Origin of the sequence: Caballeronia sp. AZ7_KS35 (genome assembly GCF_023631045.1) — a bacterium.
Lineage (GTDB): Bacteria > Pseudomonadota > Gammaproteobacteria > Burkholderiales > Burkholderiaceae > Caballeronia > Caballeronia zhejiangensis.
The window spans coordinates 95,192-112,799 of record NZ_JALQDV010000063.1 but is presented as its reverse complement, the minus strand read 5'-3'; the positions used below and the strand labels follow the sequence as shown (position 1 = coordinate 112,799).

General features: G+C 64.4%; 18 protein-coding genes. 9 read left to right on the top strand and 9 right to left on the bottom strand.

Annotated features, from left to right (window positions below; all coding sequences use genetic code 11):
* Positions 1-3: 3 nt before the first annotated feature.
* From NCT05_RS33880 to NCT05_RS33855, 6 genes are all read right to left on the bottom strand, one after another.
* Complete coding sequence (locus NCT05_RS33880; protein WP_502801823.1) at positions 4-1,164, bottom strand: glycosyltransferase family 9 protein; 1,161 nt, start codon at positions 1,162-1,164, stop codon at positions 4-6.
* Positions 1,161-1,739, bottom strand: coding sequence for a D-glycero-alpha-D-manno-heptose-1,7-bisphosphate 7-phosphatase (locus NCT05_RS33875; protein WP_008345366.1), 579 nt, complete (start codon positions 1,737-1,739; stop codon positions 1,161-1,163). The genes NCT05_RS33880 and NCT05_RS33875 overlap by 4 nt, the downstream gene beginning before the upstream one ends.
* Positions 1,736-3,007, bottom strand: a complete 1,272-nt coding sequence (locus NCT05_RS33870; protein ID WP_008345367.1) for a glycosyltransferase family 4 protein — start codon at positions 3,005-3,007, stop codon at positions 1,736-1,738. Before NCT05_RS33870 ends, NCT05_RS33875 begins: the two co-directional genes overlap by 4 nt.
* A gap of 184 nt (positions 3,008-3,191) precedes the next feature.
* Positions 3,192-4,139, bottom strand: a complete 948-nt coding sequence (locus NCT05_RS33865) for a glycosyltransferase family 2 protein (RefSeq protein WP_250504373.1) — start codon at positions 4,137-4,139, stop codon at positions 3,192-3,194.
* Complete coding sequence (locus tag NCT05_RS33860) at positions 4,132-4,806, bottom strand: PIG-L deacetylase family protein (protein WP_250504372.1); 675 nt, start codon at positions 4,804-4,806, stop codon at positions 4,132-4,134. Before NCT05_RS33860 ends, NCT05_RS33865 begins: the two co-directional genes overlap by 8 nt.
* A gap of 351 nt (positions 4,807-5,157) precedes the next feature.
* Positions 5,158-6,099 carry a helix-turn-helix domain-containing protein gene (locus NCT05_RS33855; protein ID WP_008345370.1) on the bottom strand — a complete coding sequence of 314 codons (942 nt, stop codon included), beginning with the start codon at positions 6,097-6,099 and terminating at the stop codon, positions 5,158-5,160.
* Between the two features lie 93 nt (positions 6,100-6,192).
* Between NCT05_RS33855 and NCT05_RS33850 the strand changes: the two genes are divergently transcribed.
* From NCT05_RS33850 to NCT05_RS33830, 5 genes are all read left to right on the top strand, one after another.
* Positions 6,193-7,443, top strand: coding sequence for a DUF1479 domain-containing protein (locus tag NCT05_RS33850; RefSeq protein ID WP_250504371.1), 1,251 nt, complete (start codon positions 6,193-6,195; stop codon positions 7,441-7,443).
* A gap of 40 nt (positions 7,444-7,483) precedes the next feature.
* Positions 7,484-8,731: an ABC transporter substrate-binding protein gene (locus NCT05_RS33845; RefSeq protein ID WP_409017637.1), complete on the top strand. Its 1,248-nt coding sequence runs from the start codon at positions 7,484-7,486 to the stop codon at positions 8,729-8,731.
* Between the two features lie 210 nt (positions 8,732-8,941).
* Entirely contained in the window at positions 8,942-10,018 is a 1,077-nt protein-coding gene (gene tauA / locus NCT05_RS33840) for a taurine ABC transporter substrate-binding protein (protein WP_008345373.1), read from the top strand.
* A 49-nt stretch (positions 10,019-10,067) separates the two neighbouring features.
* Positions 10,068-10,883, top strand: a complete 816-nt coding sequence (locus NCT05_RS33835; RefSeq protein ID WP_008345374.1) for a taurine ABC transporter ATP-binding protein — start codon at positions 10,068-10,070, stop codon at positions 10,881-10,883.
* Positions 10,884-10,893: 10 nt separating this feature from the next.
* Positions 10,894-11,781, top strand: coding sequence for an ABC transporter permease subunit (locus tag NCT05_RS33830; protein WP_200889158.1), 888 nt, complete (start codon positions 10,894-10,896; stop codon positions 11,779-11,781).
* 6 nt (positions 11,782-11,787) lie between these two features.
* Here NCT05_RS33830 and NCT05_RS33825 read toward each other — a convergent pair whose 3' ends face one another.
* From NCT05_RS33825 to NCT05_RS33815, 3 genes are read right to left on the bottom strand one after another with little or no spacing between them, the layout of a single operon-like run.
* Positions 11,788-12,327, bottom strand: coding sequence for a hypothetical protein (locus NCT05_RS33825; RefSeq protein ID WP_250504370.1), 540 nt, complete (start codon positions 12,325-12,327; stop codon positions 11,788-11,790).
* Positions 12,328-12,360: 33 nt separating this feature from the next.
* Positions 12,361-12,939 (bottom strand): hypothetical protein, encoded by a 579-nt coding sequence (locus NCT05_RS33820; RefSeq protein WP_250504369.1) that lies wholly within the window; start codon positions 12,937-12,939, stop codon positions 12,361-12,363.
* A 26-nt stretch (positions 12,940-12,965) separates the two neighbouring features.
* On the bottom strand, positions 12,966-13,535 hold the full coding sequence (locus NCT05_RS33815; protein ID WP_250437753.1) for a hypothetical protein: 570 nt from the start codon (positions 13,533-13,535) through the stop codon (positions 12,966-12,968).
* 170 nt (positions 13,536-13,705) lie between these two features.
* Between NCT05_RS33815 and NCT05_RS33810 the strand changes: the two genes are divergently transcribed.
* The 4 genes from NCT05_RS33810 to NCT05_RS33795 all read left to right on the top strand — a co-directional run bounded on the left by NCT05_RS33810 (position 13,706) and on the right by NCT05_RS33795 (position 17,601).
* A complete protein-coding gene (locus NCT05_RS33810) occupies positions 13,706-14,173 on the top strand; it encodes a DUF6484 domain-containing protein (protein WP_250442125.1) in 468 nt (155 codons plus the stop codon).
* An 11-nt stretch (positions 14,174-14,184) separates the two neighbouring features.
* The gene (locus tag NCT05_RS33805; protein WP_250504368.1) at positions 14,185-15,474 is read left to right on the top strand and encodes a TIGR02270 family protein; all 1,290 of its coding nucleotides are present in this window, start codon (positions 14,185-14,187) and stop codon (positions 15,472-15,474) included.
* 61 nt (positions 15,475-15,535) lie between these two features.
* The gene (locus tag NCT05_RS33800; protein WP_250504367.1) at positions 15,536-16,534 is read left to right on the top strand and encodes a DUF2169 family type VI secretion system accessory protein; all 999 of its coding nucleotides are present in this window, start codon (positions 15,536-15,538) and stop codon (positions 16,532-16,534) included.
* Positions 16,531-17,601 (top strand): beta-ketoacyl synthase N-terminal-like domain-containing protein, encoded by a 1,071-nt coding sequence (locus tag NCT05_RS33795; protein WP_250504366.1) that lies wholly within the window; start codon positions 16,531-16,533, stop codon positions 17,599-17,601. Before NCT05_RS33800 ends, NCT05_RS33795 begins: the two co-directional genes overlap by 4 nt.
* The last annotated feature ends 7 nt before the right edge of the window (positions 17,602-17,608 follow it).

Below are 17,608 nucleotides of genomic sequence, written 5' to 3'. Positions count from 1 at the left end.
AGCTTAGCTTGCCTGTGTTATCGGATGGACGGGCGATGCATGTTCTTCTTCGATGAGCTCGAGCGCGGCGGAGACAACCTCGTCTACCTCGACGCCGACAAGGCACGCGTGATGGCCTTCGGGACACACGCTGCGATAGCACCAGCGGCACGAGACATCGTGATACAGCACGCGATGCGATGTTTGCCACGGCATGTGCTGCGGATTCGTGAGTGCGTAGAGATCCACGACGGGCGCGCCCAGCGCGGATGCGAGATGCACCGGTCCGCTGTTGTTCGAAATGAGAACGCGAGCGCGCTGGATGAGCGCGGCGAGTTCGCCGAGTTCGAGCGCGCCGGACAGATCGTGCGCGTAGGGACTCGTGCCGCAGGCGGCACGGCACAAGTGACTTTCGCTTCGCGAGCCCGTCACGAGAATCGGCCATTCCCATTGAGCGCCGAGACGTTCGATCGTTTCGGCGAAGCGTTCGACGGGATAGCGGCGCGATTCCGCGCTCGCACCCGGATGCACGACGATGAACGGTGCGTCCACATCGACATCGCGGGCGATGAGCTTTTGCGTCAGCGAGTCGATATCGGCGGGGCGCACGGAGAAGCGCATGCGCGTGTCGTCGGCTTTCGCACCGACTCTTGCGACGAGAGCGAGTTGCCGCTCCACTTCATGCCGGGTGCCGTGCTGCGGTTCAGTCTCCTGAACCCAGTCGGTGAGCAAACCATACGGATTCTCGCGGCAATGCGCGAGCCGCAGCGGAATGCCGGCGAGATGACACAACATGGCCGCGGGCAGCGGATTCTGGCTGTAGACGCTGAAGATCACCGCTGCATCGAAATGCGCCGATGCAAGGCGCGCACGCATGGCGAGATCGGCGAGGGCGTCGATGGGCGCATCCTGCTTGACCCACGGCGCGTCGTATTCGATCACATCGTCGATTGCATCGATGAAAGGCGCCGTCGCCTTGCCCGCTCGCGATGCGAGCAAGGTCAGATGCCTGCCCGGCTGCGCGGCGCGTAAAGCGTGCAGCGCGGGCGTCGTCATCAGCACGTCGCCGAGATTGTCGAGACGGATGCAGAGAATGCGCTTGACATCCGCGCCCCATTCGCGCGCCTGGCTCGCGGCGCTCTTGCGCGCATGCGCTTCGACGACGGGTGCAAGCATGGGCTTCATGCGGGACACTCCGCATTGACGACTGCAATCGCCGCCTCGTACAGGTCCTTCGCGACGATATCCGGCTCGCGTCCAACGCCTTTGAGCCATTCGGTTTCGTTGCCGTTATCGATCAGCGCACTGCGGCAGCCCGCGCGATGACCGGCTTCGACGTCATCGAGAATGTCGCCGATGAACCAGCTCTGCGAAAGATCGATGCCATGCTCGCGCGCCGCACGCAACAGCAGGCCGGGCGCGGGCTTGCGGCATTCACACGCGCGCGTGAATTCAGGCACGACGCCCCGCGGATGATGCGGGCACCAGTAAATGCCGGCGAACGACGCGCCCGCTTCGGCTGCAAGTTCACGCAAACGCGCTTCGACGCGATCGAGTGCCTGCAAGTCGAACTTGCCGAGCGCGACGCCGCTCTGATTGCTGATTACGAAGATCGGCAGTTCGAGCCACGAAAACAGGCGCAACGCGTCGAGCGCGCCCGGCGCGAGGCGCATTTTCAGCGGATCGACGTTCCAGGGCACATCGTCGAGCAAGGTGCCGTCCTTGTCGATGAAGATCGCAGGCCGCAGTGGTTGCGTCATCGTGCGGCTCCGCCCATGGCAACGCGCGCGGCGGCTTGTCCTTCCTCGCCCGCAAGTCGCGCGTAGACCTGTGCGAGCGCCTGCGCGACGCTCGACCATGTGAACATTGCGTTGGCGCGGGCGAGGCCCGCTTCGCCCATTCGCGTGGCGAGCGCGGCATCTCGCTTGAGCGCGACGAGCGCATCCGCGAGCGCGGCCGGATTCTTCGGCGGCACGAGCAAGCCGGTTTCTCCGTGCGCCACCGAGTAGCGAATGCCGCCGACAGCAGCACCGATGACGGGCCGCCCGCAAGCCATCGCCTCCAGCGGCGTGATGCCGAACGGCTCATACCACGGCGTCGTCACGAAGACATCGGCTGCGTTATAGAAGTGCTTCAGTTCACCTCGTCCATGACGGCCCACGAAGTGAACATGCTCTTCGATGCCGCATTCGCGTGCGACGCCGCGCAGCCTGCCGATCTCCGGCGTCGCGTTCTCGTTCGCTTCGTCGGAATTGCCGCCCGCCACATAAAGCTCGGCACTTTCGCCATGCTCACCGTGTAGCATGCCGAGCGCGCGCACGACATTGTCGACGCCCTTGCGCGGCACCATGCGCCCGAGTTGCAGCACGATGAACCGGTCTTGCGGCCAGCCGAGACGTTCTCTCGCTGCCGCCTTGTCTAGCGGATGGAACTCTGCGCGATCGAAGCCGCACGGCACGAGGTCGATGCGCGCGGGATCGGCGTCGTACAGATGAATCAGATCGTTCTCGTCCTGGGGACATTCGGCGATGACCGAATCGGAGCGCCTGACGAGCTCGTCTTCGATATCGAAGCGCGCATCGGGAAAGCCGTCCGATTCGCCTTGATGCAGGCGTCGCACGCGCCCCAGCGCATGAAACGTCGTGACGAGCGGCACGCCGAGCGCGTCCTTGATGCGCAGACCCACGAGGCCCGACATGAAGAAGTTCGCGTGCACGATGTCATACGGTTGCGCTTCCTTCTTCATGAAGTCGATCATGAAGCCGGCGAACGCATCCATATGCGGCAGAAGCTGTTCCTTCGGTAACTGCACGGGCGGACCGGCCGGTACATTTATCACGCGGATGTTTTCGAAGCGCGAGACGAGCGGCAATAACGAACGGTCGCAACGCGTGAACACATCGACGTCGTGACCGATGCGAACGAGCTGACGCGCGACATTCGCCACATAGATGTTTTGCCCGCCGCTGTCTACGCCACCCGCGATCGCCAACGGCGATGCGTGCTCACTGATCAATGCGATTTTCACGGAAGTCCCCTTATCTTGCGATCCCAATGTGCGTGTGCGCGGCGCGCCATCGCGTGGATCAGTCACCAGCGTTCAGCATTCCCTGTGCCACTCGTTGTCGAACTGGCGAGAACTGCGAAACGATTTGCGGTTCGATGCGGGACGAACCAAATTTCGTTTGGTTCGTCGCGCGACGCACGCGTTTTTACGTGGGGCGTGTAGAACCGAAAGACGCCGACGATTTCGTCTGCCTGGCGCGGCGCAAATCGTCTTCGCGCACGACGCGGCGCATGTCCTGGACGCGCGAGGGGATCACGCGGCGCCTGGTCATCGCCCATGCGATGCCGCTTGCGAGGATCGGTAAATCGCGCATCAACGTGCGCTCGCGCCATGCCACGAGGAAGGCTTTTCCGGTGGCGTGAAGGGCTTGGTCGAATGGCAGGCGCATCCATGCGACCCACGCGGCGTTGCGCGCGAGGAGCCTGCGCCGTTGTGCGCTGTCGCGCAGCGGTGAGGGATGGTGATGAAGGACGAGGTCATCCATATAGACCATCTCGTAGCCGGCGGACAGGACATCCAGCGAGACGAGCGTTTCTTCTCCGCCGATGAAAAGCCTGGGCTCGTAGCCGCCGACTTGCCGGAAGACGTCGGTGCGGAACACGCACGCGCCCGCCATGAAGCCGACGAGCGCGGGACCGGGCAAGCCGCGATGCGGCAGCGGGCTTTCGCGCATTCGTTGGCAGGTCTCGTCCGCCGCGCCCTCGGCACCGACGACGACGCGCGCGTTGAGCACCGCGACGCGCGGCGCCGCGTCGAGGATCGCGACGGCGCGCGACAGCGATCCGGCGCTCCACCAGGTGTCGTCATCGCAGAATGCGACGTACTCCGTCGCGACGCGAGCGACGCCGAGATTGCGTCCGGCCGCGCCGAGATTGTCCGGCGCCACGACGAGTTCGACCGACGGAAACTGCGCCGCAATGCGCTCGGCCGTGCCGTCGGTGGACGCATTATCGACCGCTACGATGCGGATGCGGTCCGGCAGCGCGGCAAGTCTTGCGAGCGTGTCGAGCACCTGATCGGCACGGTTGTACGTCAGCACGACGACGGTGAGCCGCGCGCGATCGGGCTCGGAAAGTGTTGCCGGTTCAGCCATGGTCGACGGCTCTCAGAGTCCAGAAGCGTTCGGGCGCGAGCACGTCGTCATAGCCGTGGGGCCCGAAGGCTTTGAGCTGACTCGCATAACATTGCACCGCGCGTTGCTTCGCTTCGATGCAGCGCGAGAGCGTGGCGGCATCGATCGGATCGAGCAGCGGCGTCGCTTCGATGCCGCTTCCGATGAGTTCGACGAGCCGTTGCTGCACGAGGCCATCCATGCGCCGATATAGACAGTCTTCGTACGCAATGCATGCCGTCGCGTCCGAAAGGGACGCCTCGCGCGCGGCCGTATGAACCAGCGCGTGGTCGGAATGAAAGAGGCCAAGCGGGATGAGGAGCGTGGTGCAATCCGTCTCGCGCATCACGTCGCGAATGGCCGAAGCGATCTTCGCGGTGGTCGCGCTCGTGCCGCCTTGCGTGTATTGGGAGTCGAGAAAGCCGAGATGCACGGAGCGCGCGCCCAGGACGTGCAGCGCGGCTTTGTCTTCGACACGGCGCTCGCGCATCGCCTGATGTGCGTCCGCGAAGCCGCACTGCGCGTCCCAGTCGGTGGCGAGCGCCGTGTCCGGCGCACCCGCGAATATCGTGCAGACGGATGCGCCCGGCGACGCGGCGAGCAGGGCGCCGCAACTGAAGACGGCATCGTCGAGATGCGGGGAAATCACCAGGGTTCTTTGAGCGGAGAGAGGCATGGCCGGTTGCTTTCGATGAATCGATCCGAAGCCACTGCGCAATGTGCGTGCCTCGACGCGCCGGTCTGCAGGTAATCGTCTGATCGTGCGCGGTCGGCGCGTGTCGATTGATTAGGAACCCAAGCTAATCGCAACGCGGAGACGACTTCAGCCCATTCGCATGAAGGCACCGCCGGGGTCCGCTCCGACCCAAGCGCATCGGCCGCGACCGACGCTTAACAAGAGCGTGAGCACGCCGGCGCACAAGAAGGCGAGCCGGACGATCGTGGGCTATCTGAGATTGTCGCGCGATGCAGGGCATAGGCTCAGCGCATCGCGATAACTTCAACGCCGCCGCTTCTGCTGAAGCGAAGGCGGCCGTTCGGTCAGGCTGTTCGCCGTGTCCTTGACGAGCGCGCCTGCATCGATGAACTGACGCCGGTACTCCGCCGGCGTCGTTTGCTTCGCGGCCTTGAATTGCCGATTGAAGTTGGCGACGTTCGCAAATCCCGAGCGCGCAGCGATGACCGATATCGGCAGGGACGTGTCGCCCAGCATCCGGCACGCATGGCCGATTCGAACCCGAGCGATGTATCGCCCGACGCTCTCGCCGATGTGCTGCACGAAATAGCGCGTCAAGGTGCGCTCCGAAAGGCTCGCCGCTTCGCATAGCTCCGATAGCCGGAGCGGTTCGGCAAAGCGCGCATCGATCATCGAAAGAACGCGATTGATGCGCTCGGGCTCGTGACCGGACGGCCCCGCGTTCGTCTGATTGAAAGCGCTCGGCGACGCGAGCGGATGGCCCGGCGCATCGGCGAGCGTGCACAGGACATCGAGCGCGGCGCTCAGTCGTTCGCGCGGCGCGGTCGAGAGCAACTGTTCGAGACGGCTGCGCATCCGTTCGCCGGCGGGAGGCTCGAACGCCAGCCCGCACGCCGCACGGCGCAGGAGCTTGCGAAGCGGCTCGTATTCGCGGCAGCAGTCCGCCATGCGCCGCGCCCAGTCGCCGTCGAACCAGATGACGATGGCGACTTGCGGCAACGACGAGTCGATCGACCGGTTCGACGACCACGTATGCGGCAAATCAGGCGGCACGAGGACGAGATCCTCGGCCTGATAGTCGTTCACCGAATCGCCGATATAGCGCTTGCCGTGACTGTTCATCGTCAGCGTCAGCTCGTATTCCGGATGGTGATGCCATTCGAATGGAATACGCGCGAGCCGCCGATGGTAAACCCGCACCGAACAGTCCGCGCCGAATTCGACATGCTCGTAGGCTGGTTTCATGGCCGAAAACGCAAATGAATTGCCTGAATCGTATCACCGCCGCAGACGGACGCATCATATGCTGTGTCCACGGCAATTCATGTGGAGACGATCATGGCGCTGAAAATCGATGACTTGCCGGGCGCGATCCGGCAAGCAAAAAAGGAACTGCGCGCCGCGCTGCCGAACTACCGCGAAGTGTTCGCGCAAGTCGAGCAGACGATCGGCGAGGAAGCGAAGCGGATCGCCGCGCGGCGCGATCGCGGCGAAGACGTCATTCCGGAAATTCAGTTCGCCGACATCACCGAAGGGCGCGTGAGCGGCGAGCAGATCGCGCTCGTCAAGTCGAGCGGCGCGTGCGTGATCCGCAATGTCTTTCCACGCGCACAGGTACAGCAATGGGATGAAGACATCGCGCATTACGTCGAACGAAATCGCCTCGACAAGCGCCTCGAAAACCGCGCCGAAGACAAGTACTTCGGTCAGCTCGCGTCGAGCAAGCCGCAAATCTACGGCGTGTACTGGTCGAAGCCTCAAGTGCTGGCGCGCCAGTCGGAGTCGCTGACCGCGGCGCGCGTGTTTCTCAACAAGCTCTGGCGCAACGAGAGCGAAGGACGCGTTCACTTCGACCCGGAACATGTGCCGGTTTATGCCGACCGTCTGCGCCGGCGGCCGCCCGGTTCCGCGTCGCTCGGCTTGTCGGCGCATTGCGATGGCGGCTCGGTCGAGCGCTGGATCGAAGGCAATTTCCGCAAGGTGTATCGCCACGTCTTCGCGGGCAACTGGCGCGATTACGATGCGTTCGATGCCGCTTTCCGTCCCGATGTCGAAGAGATCGCATCGCCGGCCGTGTGCTCGATGTTCCGCACGTTCCAGGGCTGGATCGCATTGACGCCGCAAGGTCCGGGCGACGGCACGCTGCAGCTCGTGCCCATCGCCAACGCGATGGTGTACATCCTGCTGCGCGCGCTTCAGGACGACGTCGCCGACGACGACCTGTGCGGCGCGATGCCCGGACGCGCGCTGTCGATCAGGCCGGAGTATCACGCGCCGCTGTTCGAGGCGCTGTCGTCGATCCCGAAGATGGATGCGGGCGACACCGTGTTCTGGCATAGCGACGTCATTCACGCAGTCGAAGACGAACACAAGGGAGCCGGCTACAGCAACGTCATGTACATCGCTTCCGCGCCCGGATGCGCCAAAAACGACGCGTATCTGAAGCGTCAATTGCCGAGCTTCCTGAAGGGCGAAAGCCCGCCCGATTTTCCAGGCGATCATTTCGAAGTCGATTTCGAAGGCCGCGCGACGCCCGACGACCTGACGCCGCTCGGCAAGTCGCAACTCGGATTCGAACAGCGCGCGTGAACGCGTCGCTTCATAAATAAATAAAACCCGGAGACAAGCAATGAAACGATCAACGATGTCGGTTGCGGCAGCCGTCGCGATGTTCATCGCCGGCACGCACGCGGTATCGGCCGCCGAACAGATCTCGGTCCTGCACTGGTGGACTTCCGGCGGCGAATCGAAAGCGATCCGCGTGCTCAAGGACGACATGAGCAAGCAAGGATACGAATGGAAGGACTTCGCCGTCGCGGGCGGATCGGGCACGGCGGCCATGACCGCGCTGAAGACACAGGTGATCTCGGGCAACGCGCCCTCCGCCGCGCAGATCAAAGGACCGCTGATTCAGGACTGGGCCGATCAGGGCGTGGTCGTCACGATCGATCAGGCCGCGGCCGACTGGAAAGCGCACACGCCCGCGCAGATCGACAACGCGATGAAGTCGGGCGGACATTACGTCGCCGCGCCGTTCTCGGTGCATCGGATCAACTGGCTGTGGATCAACAAGGCGGATCTCGACAAGGTCGGCGGCAAGCCGCCCACGACGTGGCCGGAGTTCTTCGCCCTTGCCGACAAATTTCGCGCGGCGGGCATCACGCCTGTCGCGCATGGCGGTCAGCCGTGGCAGGACATGACCATCTGGGAGACGGTCGTGCTGTCGCAAGGCACGGACTTCTATCGCAAGGCGCTCATCGATCTCGATCAGAAGACGCTCACGTCGCCGCAAATGATTCAGGTCTTCGAGACGGTGCAGAAGATACGCACTTACTTCGACAAGGCCTATCACGGCCGCGACTGGAATCTCGCCACCGCGATGGTGATCTCGGGCTCGGGCGGCATGCAGTTCATGGGCGACTGGGCCAAGGGCGAATTCGCGAACGCGAGCAAGAAGGCGGACGTCGACTTCGTCTGCGCGCCCGCTCCGGGCACGTCGAACGCCTACACGTACACGGCGGATGCCTTCGTGTTCTTCCAGCAGAACGGCAAGAAGGATGCGACGCCGGGACAGATCGCGATGGCGAAGACGATCATGTCGCCCGAATTCCAGGAACAGTTCAGCCTCAACAAGGGTTCGATTCCCGTTCGCCTCGATGTGCCGATGGACAAGTTCGACAGCTGCGCGAAGAAGTCTCGCGCGGACGAGCAGGCGACGATCAAGTCGGGCGGCTTCCTGCCTTCGCTGGCTTTCGGCGAACTTCAATCGCCGGTGACGGCGGGCGCGATCACCGACGTCGTGACGAATTTCATGAACTCGAACGAGGATGCGAAGGAAGGCGTGCGCAAGCTCGCCGCCGCCGCGAAGATCAAATAAAAGGCGCATCCGCAGCGCCGACGCCTTCATAAGAAGCCTTCCCGCCGCCCGACGGAATGTGGACTCAACGATTGTTCCCGTCTGGCACTAACTTCCTGGATTTTTCGCTGTGGATACTCGGTCATCGGTTCGCCGCTTGCGCGACGGACCGCACCGAAACGGGGAATGCCGCGCCGGCGAGCCCGATTTTCCACTTCTCCAGGAACCGTCATGAACACGATCCGCGTCTGTGGCTTGAAACGCCTGCCGGGCAAGTTGCTTAGAAAGTTCTCGCCGGCGCGCGCGCTGGCGACACTCGCCGTCGCCGTGTGCGCGTGGGGCGGCGCGCAGGCCGCGAACGCCGAAGACAAGGAAGTGACGATCGCGTATCAGCAGATCGTCGATCCCTGGGTCGTCGGCATCGCCGATGGCTCCATCGCCAAGGCGACCGGTTACAAGATCAACTGGCGGCAGTTCGAATCCGGCGCGAAGGTGGCGACCGCGATGGCCTCGGGCGACATCAAGATCGGCGTGATCGGCTCCAGCCCGCTCGCCGCCGCCGTCAGCCAGGGCGTGGACGCGCAGCTCTTCTGGATTCTCGACAACATCAACGAAGCCGAGGCGATGGTCGTGCGCAACGGCTCGGGCATCGCCAAGCCGGCGGATCTGAAGGGCAAGACCATCGGCGTCCCGTTCGTCTCGACGACGCACTATCACACGATGTTCGCGCTGCAGCACTGGGGCATCGATCCGTCGTCGGTGAAGATTCTCAACATGCAGCCGAATCAGATCGCGGCGGCGTGGGAGCGCGGCGATATCGACGCTGCCTACGTGTGGGATCCGGCGCTCTCGCAACTCAAGAAGAGCGGCAAGGTGCTGATTACGTCGGGCGATCTGTCCAAGCTCGGCAAGCCGACGTTCGACGGCATCGCGGTCGATCGTGCGTGGGGCGAAGCGCACAAGGACTTCATGGCGAAGTTCGTCAAGGCCATCTCCGATCTCGATGCGCAATACCGCAACGATCCGGCCAAATGGACCGCGCAGTCGCAGCAGGCCGCGGCCATCGCGAAGACGATCGGCGGCGCGCCGGCCGACGTGCCGGGCTCGCTTTCGCTGTATGGCTATCCGTCGGCGCAGGAGCAGGCGACGAAGCAGTGGCTCGGCGGCGGCGCATCGAGCCGAGCGGCCTTCGCGCTCAAGGACACGGCGGACTTCCTGAAGCAGCAGAAGCGCGTCGACGCCGTGCTGCCGGACTATTCGAAGTTCGTGACGGCGGAATACGTCGAAGCCGCGGAAAAACTGAAATAAGCCCGGCCGCGCGCCGCTTGCCCTTGGCACATCCGAGTCCGGAGGACATATGGGTTGCATGCAGGTGAAGAACGTGAGCGTGGTGTTTCCGGGCCGACGCCCGGGCGAGCGCGTGCAAGCGCTCGACGGCATCGATCTCACCATCGGCGATGGCGAATTCGTCGTCGCGCTGGGTGCGTCGGGTTGCGGCAAGACGACGCTTTTATCGCTGATGGCGGGTTTCATCGCGCCGTCATCGGGTGAGATGCTGCTCAACGGCAGGCCGGTAGAAGGGCCGGGCGCCGATCGCGGCGTCGTGTTCCAGAAGCACGCGCTCTTGCCGTGGCTCAACGTGCTCGACAACGCGACCTTCGGCCTGAAGCTGCAAGGCGTGCCGAAGGCGCAGCGCGAGGACATCGCGAAGCGCAATCTCGCGCTCGTCGGCCTTCAGGATTTTCATCGGCACATGATTTATCAGCTGTCGGGCGGCATGCAGCAGCGCGTCGGCATTGCGCGCGCGCTGACCTGCGATCCGGCGATGCTGCTGATGGACGAGCCGATGGCCGCGCTCGATGCCCTCACGCGCGAGACCATCCAGGAGCTGCTGCTCGATGTCTGGCAGCGCACGCAGAAGATGTTGTTCTTCATCACGCATAGCGTCGAGGAGGCGCTTTTTCTGGCGAGCAGGCTGATCGTGATGTCGCCGCGTCCGGGCCGCATCACGCATAGCTACGATCTCGATTTCAACCGCCGCTTCCTCGCCACACGCGATGCGCGCGCGATCAAGTCCAGCCCCGATTTCATCGAGATGCGCGAGCGGGTGCTCGGCATCATCTACGGCGACGAGCGCGCCGCTCATCATGCGGAGGAGATTCATCATGGTTAAGCGCGCATCGATGACGGTGCCCGGTCCCGCGATCGACAGCGGCATCGGCGCATCGCGGCGTCCGCCGGGCCGGCCCGCGCGGCAATCGAAGAAGAAGCCGGTGAAGCCGGGCGACACGTTCGGCGTGCCAGGCTACGGCAGCAGCTTCGCGATGAGCATCGCGACCGTCGCCGTGCTCGTGGCCGGCTGGTTTCTGATCACCGGCATGCACTGGGTCAAGCCGCTCTTTCTGCCGTCGCCGCAAGCGGTCTATGCGAAGTTCATCGCGGTGGCGAGCGATGGCTTCGCGAACTCGACGCTCGCGGAACACGTCGTCGCGAGCTTGCTGCGCGTGTTCGGCGCGTTCGCGCTCGCGTGTGCGACGGCGATTCCGGTCGGCGTGATGATGGGCGTCTCGCGGCACGCGCGCGGCGTGTTCGATCCGCCGATCGAGTTTTACCGGCCGCTGCCGCCGCTCGCGTATTTGCCGCTCATCATCATCTGGTTCGGCATCGGCGAGTTCTCCAAGATCTTCCTGATCTATCTCGCGATCTTCGCGCCGCTCGCGATCGCCGCGCGCGCGGGCGTGCGCTCGGTGTCGATCGAGCAGATCCACGCCGCGTATTCGATGGGCGCGTCGCGCACGCAGGTCGTCACGCATGTGATCCTCAAGTCCGCGCTGCCGGAGATTTTCACGGGCATGCGTATCGGCATCGGCGTCGGCTGGACGACGCTCGTCGCGGCGGAGATGGTCGCTTCGACGCGCGGTCTCGGCTTCATGGTGCTCAACGCGGCCGAGTTTCTTGCGAGCGATGTCGTCATCATGGGCATCATCGTGATCGGCTTCTTCGCGCTTTGCTTCGATCTGCTGATGCGATACCTGGAAAAAGCGATGGTGCCGTGGAAAGGCCGCGTGTGATGCCGTTCAATAGCCGATCCTGAGCGGCTCGGGATGCGTGCGGCTGATCGCGAGCGTCGCGCCGACCTTGAAGCCCGAAAGTGTGATGGATGCCGTGAACGGACGGCATCCGTTCGCCACGTTCGGATCGAGCGCCGAATTCGCCTGGAACGACTGCGTGACGCCTTCGGCCGCGAAGTACACGGTGACGTCGTTGCCGCGTCTGACCGCGAGCGCGGCGCGCGGTCCGTTGAGCGAGTCGAGGATCGGATCGCCGCTGCAATCGGACGATGCGAAATCGACGACCTTCGTCGCGAGCCAGTTGAAGTCGGTCGCGGAAAAGTGAAAGGTCGCATCCTGTACGCGTGCAATGGGAATCACGGCGGTTGCGTCTCCGGCCGTCAGCGCGACGCCGTTTTGCGCGGCGAAGATCGTGAGATCGCCGATGACGTGACCGTTCGCATCGAACACCCTGACAGGGCGATGCCTTGCCTGATGCGCGAAGTCATCGGCGGGCGATGTTGTTGCGTATAGCGCGATCAGCGCTCCGATCAGCCAGTGCCTCATGTCGGTCTCCGTGCGGTCCGTGCGCGTCTTCCGTCAATAAGCCACGCGCAACGGCTCGGGATAATGCTGCGTCAGCGGATACGTGCGCTCGATGGCCCAGTAGTTGGCGCCTTGGTCAGACAGACTCGTCAGGCAGGTCGTCGCCCCGGTAGACGGATCTGTCTGCCTGAACGACCACACTTGCACGTTGCCGGACATTTGCTTGCCCGCGATATAGACGGTCACGTCGGCGCCTTCTCTGAGCGGCATCGCCGGAGCGGGGCTGCCGGCATCCGCGACGGCGACGCTTCCGGTGCAATCGCGCGATGGGTACGGCACGAACGTATAGCCGACCCATTCATATTGCGAGGCCGAATACTGCAACGGACCGACGCGCTTGTGATTCACCGCCACGAAGACGGGCTCGCCGTCTATCGCGAGATACACGCCGTTGACGCCCGAATAAACCTCCAGCGGGCCGACGCGCTTTCCCTGTGCGTCGTACACCATCGGCTGGCGCAGTGTGTTCTCGCCGAAATGCGCGCGATCGTCGCGTTTATCGCGTTCATCGCGTTCATCGGCGGCGCTCACGCTCGCGCACAGGACGAGCAGCACAACAAGCATTCGACACATGAAGCGTCTCCGTCGATCGTGCCCGATCAATATCTGATGGTGAGCGGCTCGGGATAATGAGCCGTCAGCGGATAGTTCGTCTCGGCCGTGAATGCGGGCACGGGCGCGGTGGATGGCGGCATGTGCCCGATAGTCGGCGGCGGCGTGCACTGCTTGCCGTCGAAGACCGCGACGACCTGAGCGGGCGACGAGTCCGTATCGCCCGCGATCAGGAGCGTGACGTCCGCGCCCGTTCTCATCGCGATCGACGGTCGTGGGCCGCTGCCGGGAGGAATGATCGGCGAGCCGCTGCAATCGGCGGTCGAGTAGTCGAATGGTCCGTAAGTCGACCACTGGAATTTCGCCGAGTCGTACGCTTCGCCGTTGTTGTTCAGGCGCGTGATCTGCGCGAAGACGAGCGCGCGGTCGATCGTGAGGAACACGCCGTCGTAGCCGCCGTAAGAAGCAAGGCGTCCGATAAGTTTGCCTTGTGCATCGAATACTTTCAGAGCGGGCTGGTCACGATGTCGTCGCCAGTCCTGCCTGTCGTCTGCGTCCGCATGCAGGGACATTGCGCTCACGGCCGACAGGACCACGAAGATAAGCGACAGACGCATGAGGCGTCTCCTTCCACTGACGACGTCCGCATGGGGCTTGCGGACCGGATTCGACTGTTCAATGAGCATAGGTTCGCGATGCGCTTATTTCAAGCGCCGCGAAGTCATGGATAGCTTTGCAAATCGCCGTCGGCTCGTTCGTCTTTGAATGAGACCCGAAGGAGCACGCGATGAGCGGACGCGATTTTCTCGAACAAGGCCCTCTTGCGGCCATCGACGGGGTGAGGATCGGCGAGTTGATCGGACTCGATGGCGACGCTGCGTCCCCGTTCGTCGTCTACCCTGGCCAGCCGGGGAGCGCGGCGCTCGTCGCGCGCACGGTCGTCGATCTGCGCGGCATGCATATCGGCCGTCAAGTCGCGCTGATGTTCGAAGCCGGAGACCCGACGCGCCCGATCGTCATCGGCTGTCTGATCGGATGCGAAGCCTGGCCGTTCGACGATGCGCCCGCACAGATCGATGTCGACGCCGATGGCAAGCGGCTTCTCGTGACGGCGAAGGAGCAGATGGTGCTGCGTTGCGGAAAAGCCAGCATCACGCTCACGCGCGACGGACATGTGCGCATACGCGGAAGCAGCGTGTCGAGCAGTGCGTCAGGACTGAATCGCATCATCGGCGGATCGGTGCAGATCAACTGATGCATGTCGCCGTGGACACGACGAAAGCCGACGAAGCCGAACCGGTCGCGGACTCGGCGAGCGGCGTGCTTTTCCGCGTGCTGGAGCAACATGTCGAAGACGCCGCCGCCTTGCGGCGAATCCGCTCCCGTCTCGTGCGCGCGCCGCATGTGAGGCTCTCCGATCTGACACGGCTCGACGAACGCATCGCGGCGCATCTCGACGGCATCGCCGTGGCGGGACGCGCCGGCCTGCGTTCGAGCATTCGGGCGCTGGAGCACGCGGGCAAGGGCGAACTGTTCACCGCCGCCGTCGGTTGCATCGAGGCGCGTTCGGGCCCGGCGATCATGCGGCTGCTCGCTTTGAGTCAGGCCACGCCCAATGCCAGAGCGGGCTTTCATTCGGCGTTCGGCTGGGTGAGTCCGGGCCGTCTCGCCGGTGTCGTCTCGATCCTGCTCGCGTGCGACGACCCCGCCGCGCGACTGGCTGGCATCGAGGGATGTGCGCAGCATCGCGTCGATCCGAAGCGGCATCTCGACGCGGCGCTCGTTTCCGACGACGCTGTGCTGCGCGCCCGGGCGCTGCGCTGCGCGGGTGAGATCGGCCGCGTCGATCTGCTCGGAACATGTCAGGCCCATCTCGATCACGCGGACGCGTCATGCCGGTTTCATGCCGCGCGATCCGCGCTGCTGTTCGGCGATCGCGACGAGGCGCTCGAGGTCATTCGCGATATTGCGGCTACGCCATCCATGTTCGGCGACATCGCGCTCGCGCTCGCGGCGAGCGTGCTCGCGCCCGCCGATGCGCATCGATGGCTGGAGCGATTCGCTTCTAAACCGGAGAGTGCGCGCAGGCTGATTCGCGCCGTCGGTTTCACCGGCAATCCACGTTATGCGCAGTGGCTGATCGGCCGTATGGACGATGACCGCGTAGCACGGCTCGCGGGCGAGAGCTTCAGTCTCATCACGGGAGCGGATTTCGTTCGTCTCGGGCTGGAACGCGCGCCGTTGGCATCGGGGAATTCCGGCGGCGAAAAAGATGCCGATGCCGCCGAGGAAGAGGACGACGGCGCGCCGTGGCCGGACCCCGACAAGACGCGCACATGGTGGCACGCCAACAAGGCGCGGATGCCGGGCAACGGGCGCTATCTCATGGGCGCGTTGTCGTCGAAAGCGCAGTGCATCGACGTGTTGCGCAATGGCGCTCAGCGGCAGCGCGCCGCGGCGGCCATTCAACTGCGCCTCGCCGATCCGCGCAGCGTGCTCTTCAATTGCGCAGCGCCTGCATGGCGTCAGCGACGCGCATTGCAGGCGATGGATTGACGCTCTTTCAAAACGATTCTTCGTGCTTCGTCTTAACACTGTTCGCGATAGGGGGTCGTCAATGTGGAGCATCGAGAATCGGACTGCCTACGAAGTCGATACGTCATGGACGCGCGACAAGGAGGGCACGCACGAATGGATCGTCGCGGTAAAGGCGACCTATGACATCACGCCGGCGGGACCGCGGCTCGCGGACGAGCAGACGCCGCCGGTCGAGACCGCCGAATACACCGGCACGCCCGGACGGTCCAGCCTTCGCTACGACTCGGACTTGCTCGGGCCCAAGCCGACGACCGACATCGTGCTCAACGGTACCGCTTACGCGCCCGGCGGCAGGCCCAGCGACGACTTTCTGGTTGGCATGCGGGTTGGGCCGGTTCGCAAGACGCTGCGTGTTCGCGGACATCGTAGATGGGGAAAAGGGATGCCCGGCCGCATGCTGGCGGAGCCGGTCGTCCGTCTGCCGGTCATCTACGAGCTCGCTTATGGCGGCTACGATGCGCCCGGCGACGACCCCGCCAGACACGGCTATGACGCCCGAAATCCGGTCGGGCGAGGCGTAGTCGGCGCAGGGCAGAGCCGGGAAGGCATGGCGATGCCCAATTTCGAATACCCGAACGGACGTCTGGACAAGGATGGCCCCGCCGGGTTCGGCGCCATCGACAGCTTCTGGTCGCCGAGGCGGGAACGCGCCGGCACTTACGACGATGCGTGGATGCGCGATCGCTCGCCGCTGTTGCCCGAGGATTGGAGTCCGCACTCCTTGCAGTGCGCTCCACCCGATCAGCACCCCGCAAGCCCTCTGCAGGGCGGAGAGCCGGTCGAACTGATCAACCTCACGCCCGCAGGGTCGATGTCCTTCGCGCTGCCGAAGGTGCGCCTGGCTTTCACGACGCGCATCGACACCCGCGACGAGGAGCATCGCGCACGCCTTTCGTCGGTGATACTGGAACCCGATGCGCTGCGTTTGATGCTCGTGTGGGTCACGGTTCTGAAGGTCGAGGACGAACCCGATTATCTCGAGAGCACGCTGGTCCGCGAGAAGGATTACCTGTCATGAGCGCACGCGTCGTCATGGCGGCCGCCGGTGCGCGCACGCCGCTCGGTCTCGGGGCAGAGGCAAGCGCGGCGGCCGTGCGGGCGGGTATAGGGGCGGCGCGCGAGCATCCGTTCATCGTCGACAGGCTCGGCAACTACGTGAACCTGGCCTTCGACGCCGAACTCGACCCGGGGCTGCACGGTCCGTCTCGTCTGCTTGCGCTGGCAGGTTTCGCGTGGCGCGACCTGACGCGCGCCCTCGCTCACCTGGGCGAAGCGCCGCTTCGATCGCCGATGATGGTCGCGCTGCCGGAAATCCGCCCTGGCTTCACGCATGAAGACGCGAGCGCCGTCATGCAGGGATTGCGGCGGCTGGGCGGATCGACGATCGATCCGATACAAGTCTCGGTGCATGCGCAGGGGCACGCAGGCGGAGTAGCGGCCTTCAGGAAGGCGAGCGAGTCGCTCGGAAGCGGCGAACTGGACGCGTGCGTCGTCGGCGGCATCGACAGCTATCTGCATCCTGAGACGCTGAATTGGCTCGACGGCCGCAGGCAGATCGCAGGCGAAGGATCGAGGAGCGGCTTCGTCCCCGGCGAGGGCGCGGCATTCTGCCTGTTGATGAGCGACGCCGCGTGCCGGCGGCTCGGCGTTGCCGAAACGATGCACCTCGTCGCCGCTGCGACAGGATCGGAGCGCTGCCTCATCAAAACGCGCGAGGTGTGCGTCGGCAAGGGTCTGACCGCGGTCGTGCGAGACGCGCTGACGAGCGCGCCGGGCGCGCGGAAGACGATCGATCATGTCATCTGCGATATCAACGGCGAGCGTTATCGAGGCGAAGAGTGGGGGTTCGTCTGCCTGAGACTGGGCCGGCATTTCAAGGATGCCACCGGCTATCTGTCGCCAGCGGACGTCTGGGGCGATGTGGGCGCGGCGTCCGGGCCATTGTTCGCGATGCTGGCTCATCAGGCGGCGTCGCGTGGCTATGCGGCAGGCCCGAGAACATTGATCTGGTCGAGTTCGGAGGCGGGCTTGCGGGCCTGCGCGCTTTTCGAATCGGCCACGATGCCGGCCGCTTCGCGCCATTGACTTGCTC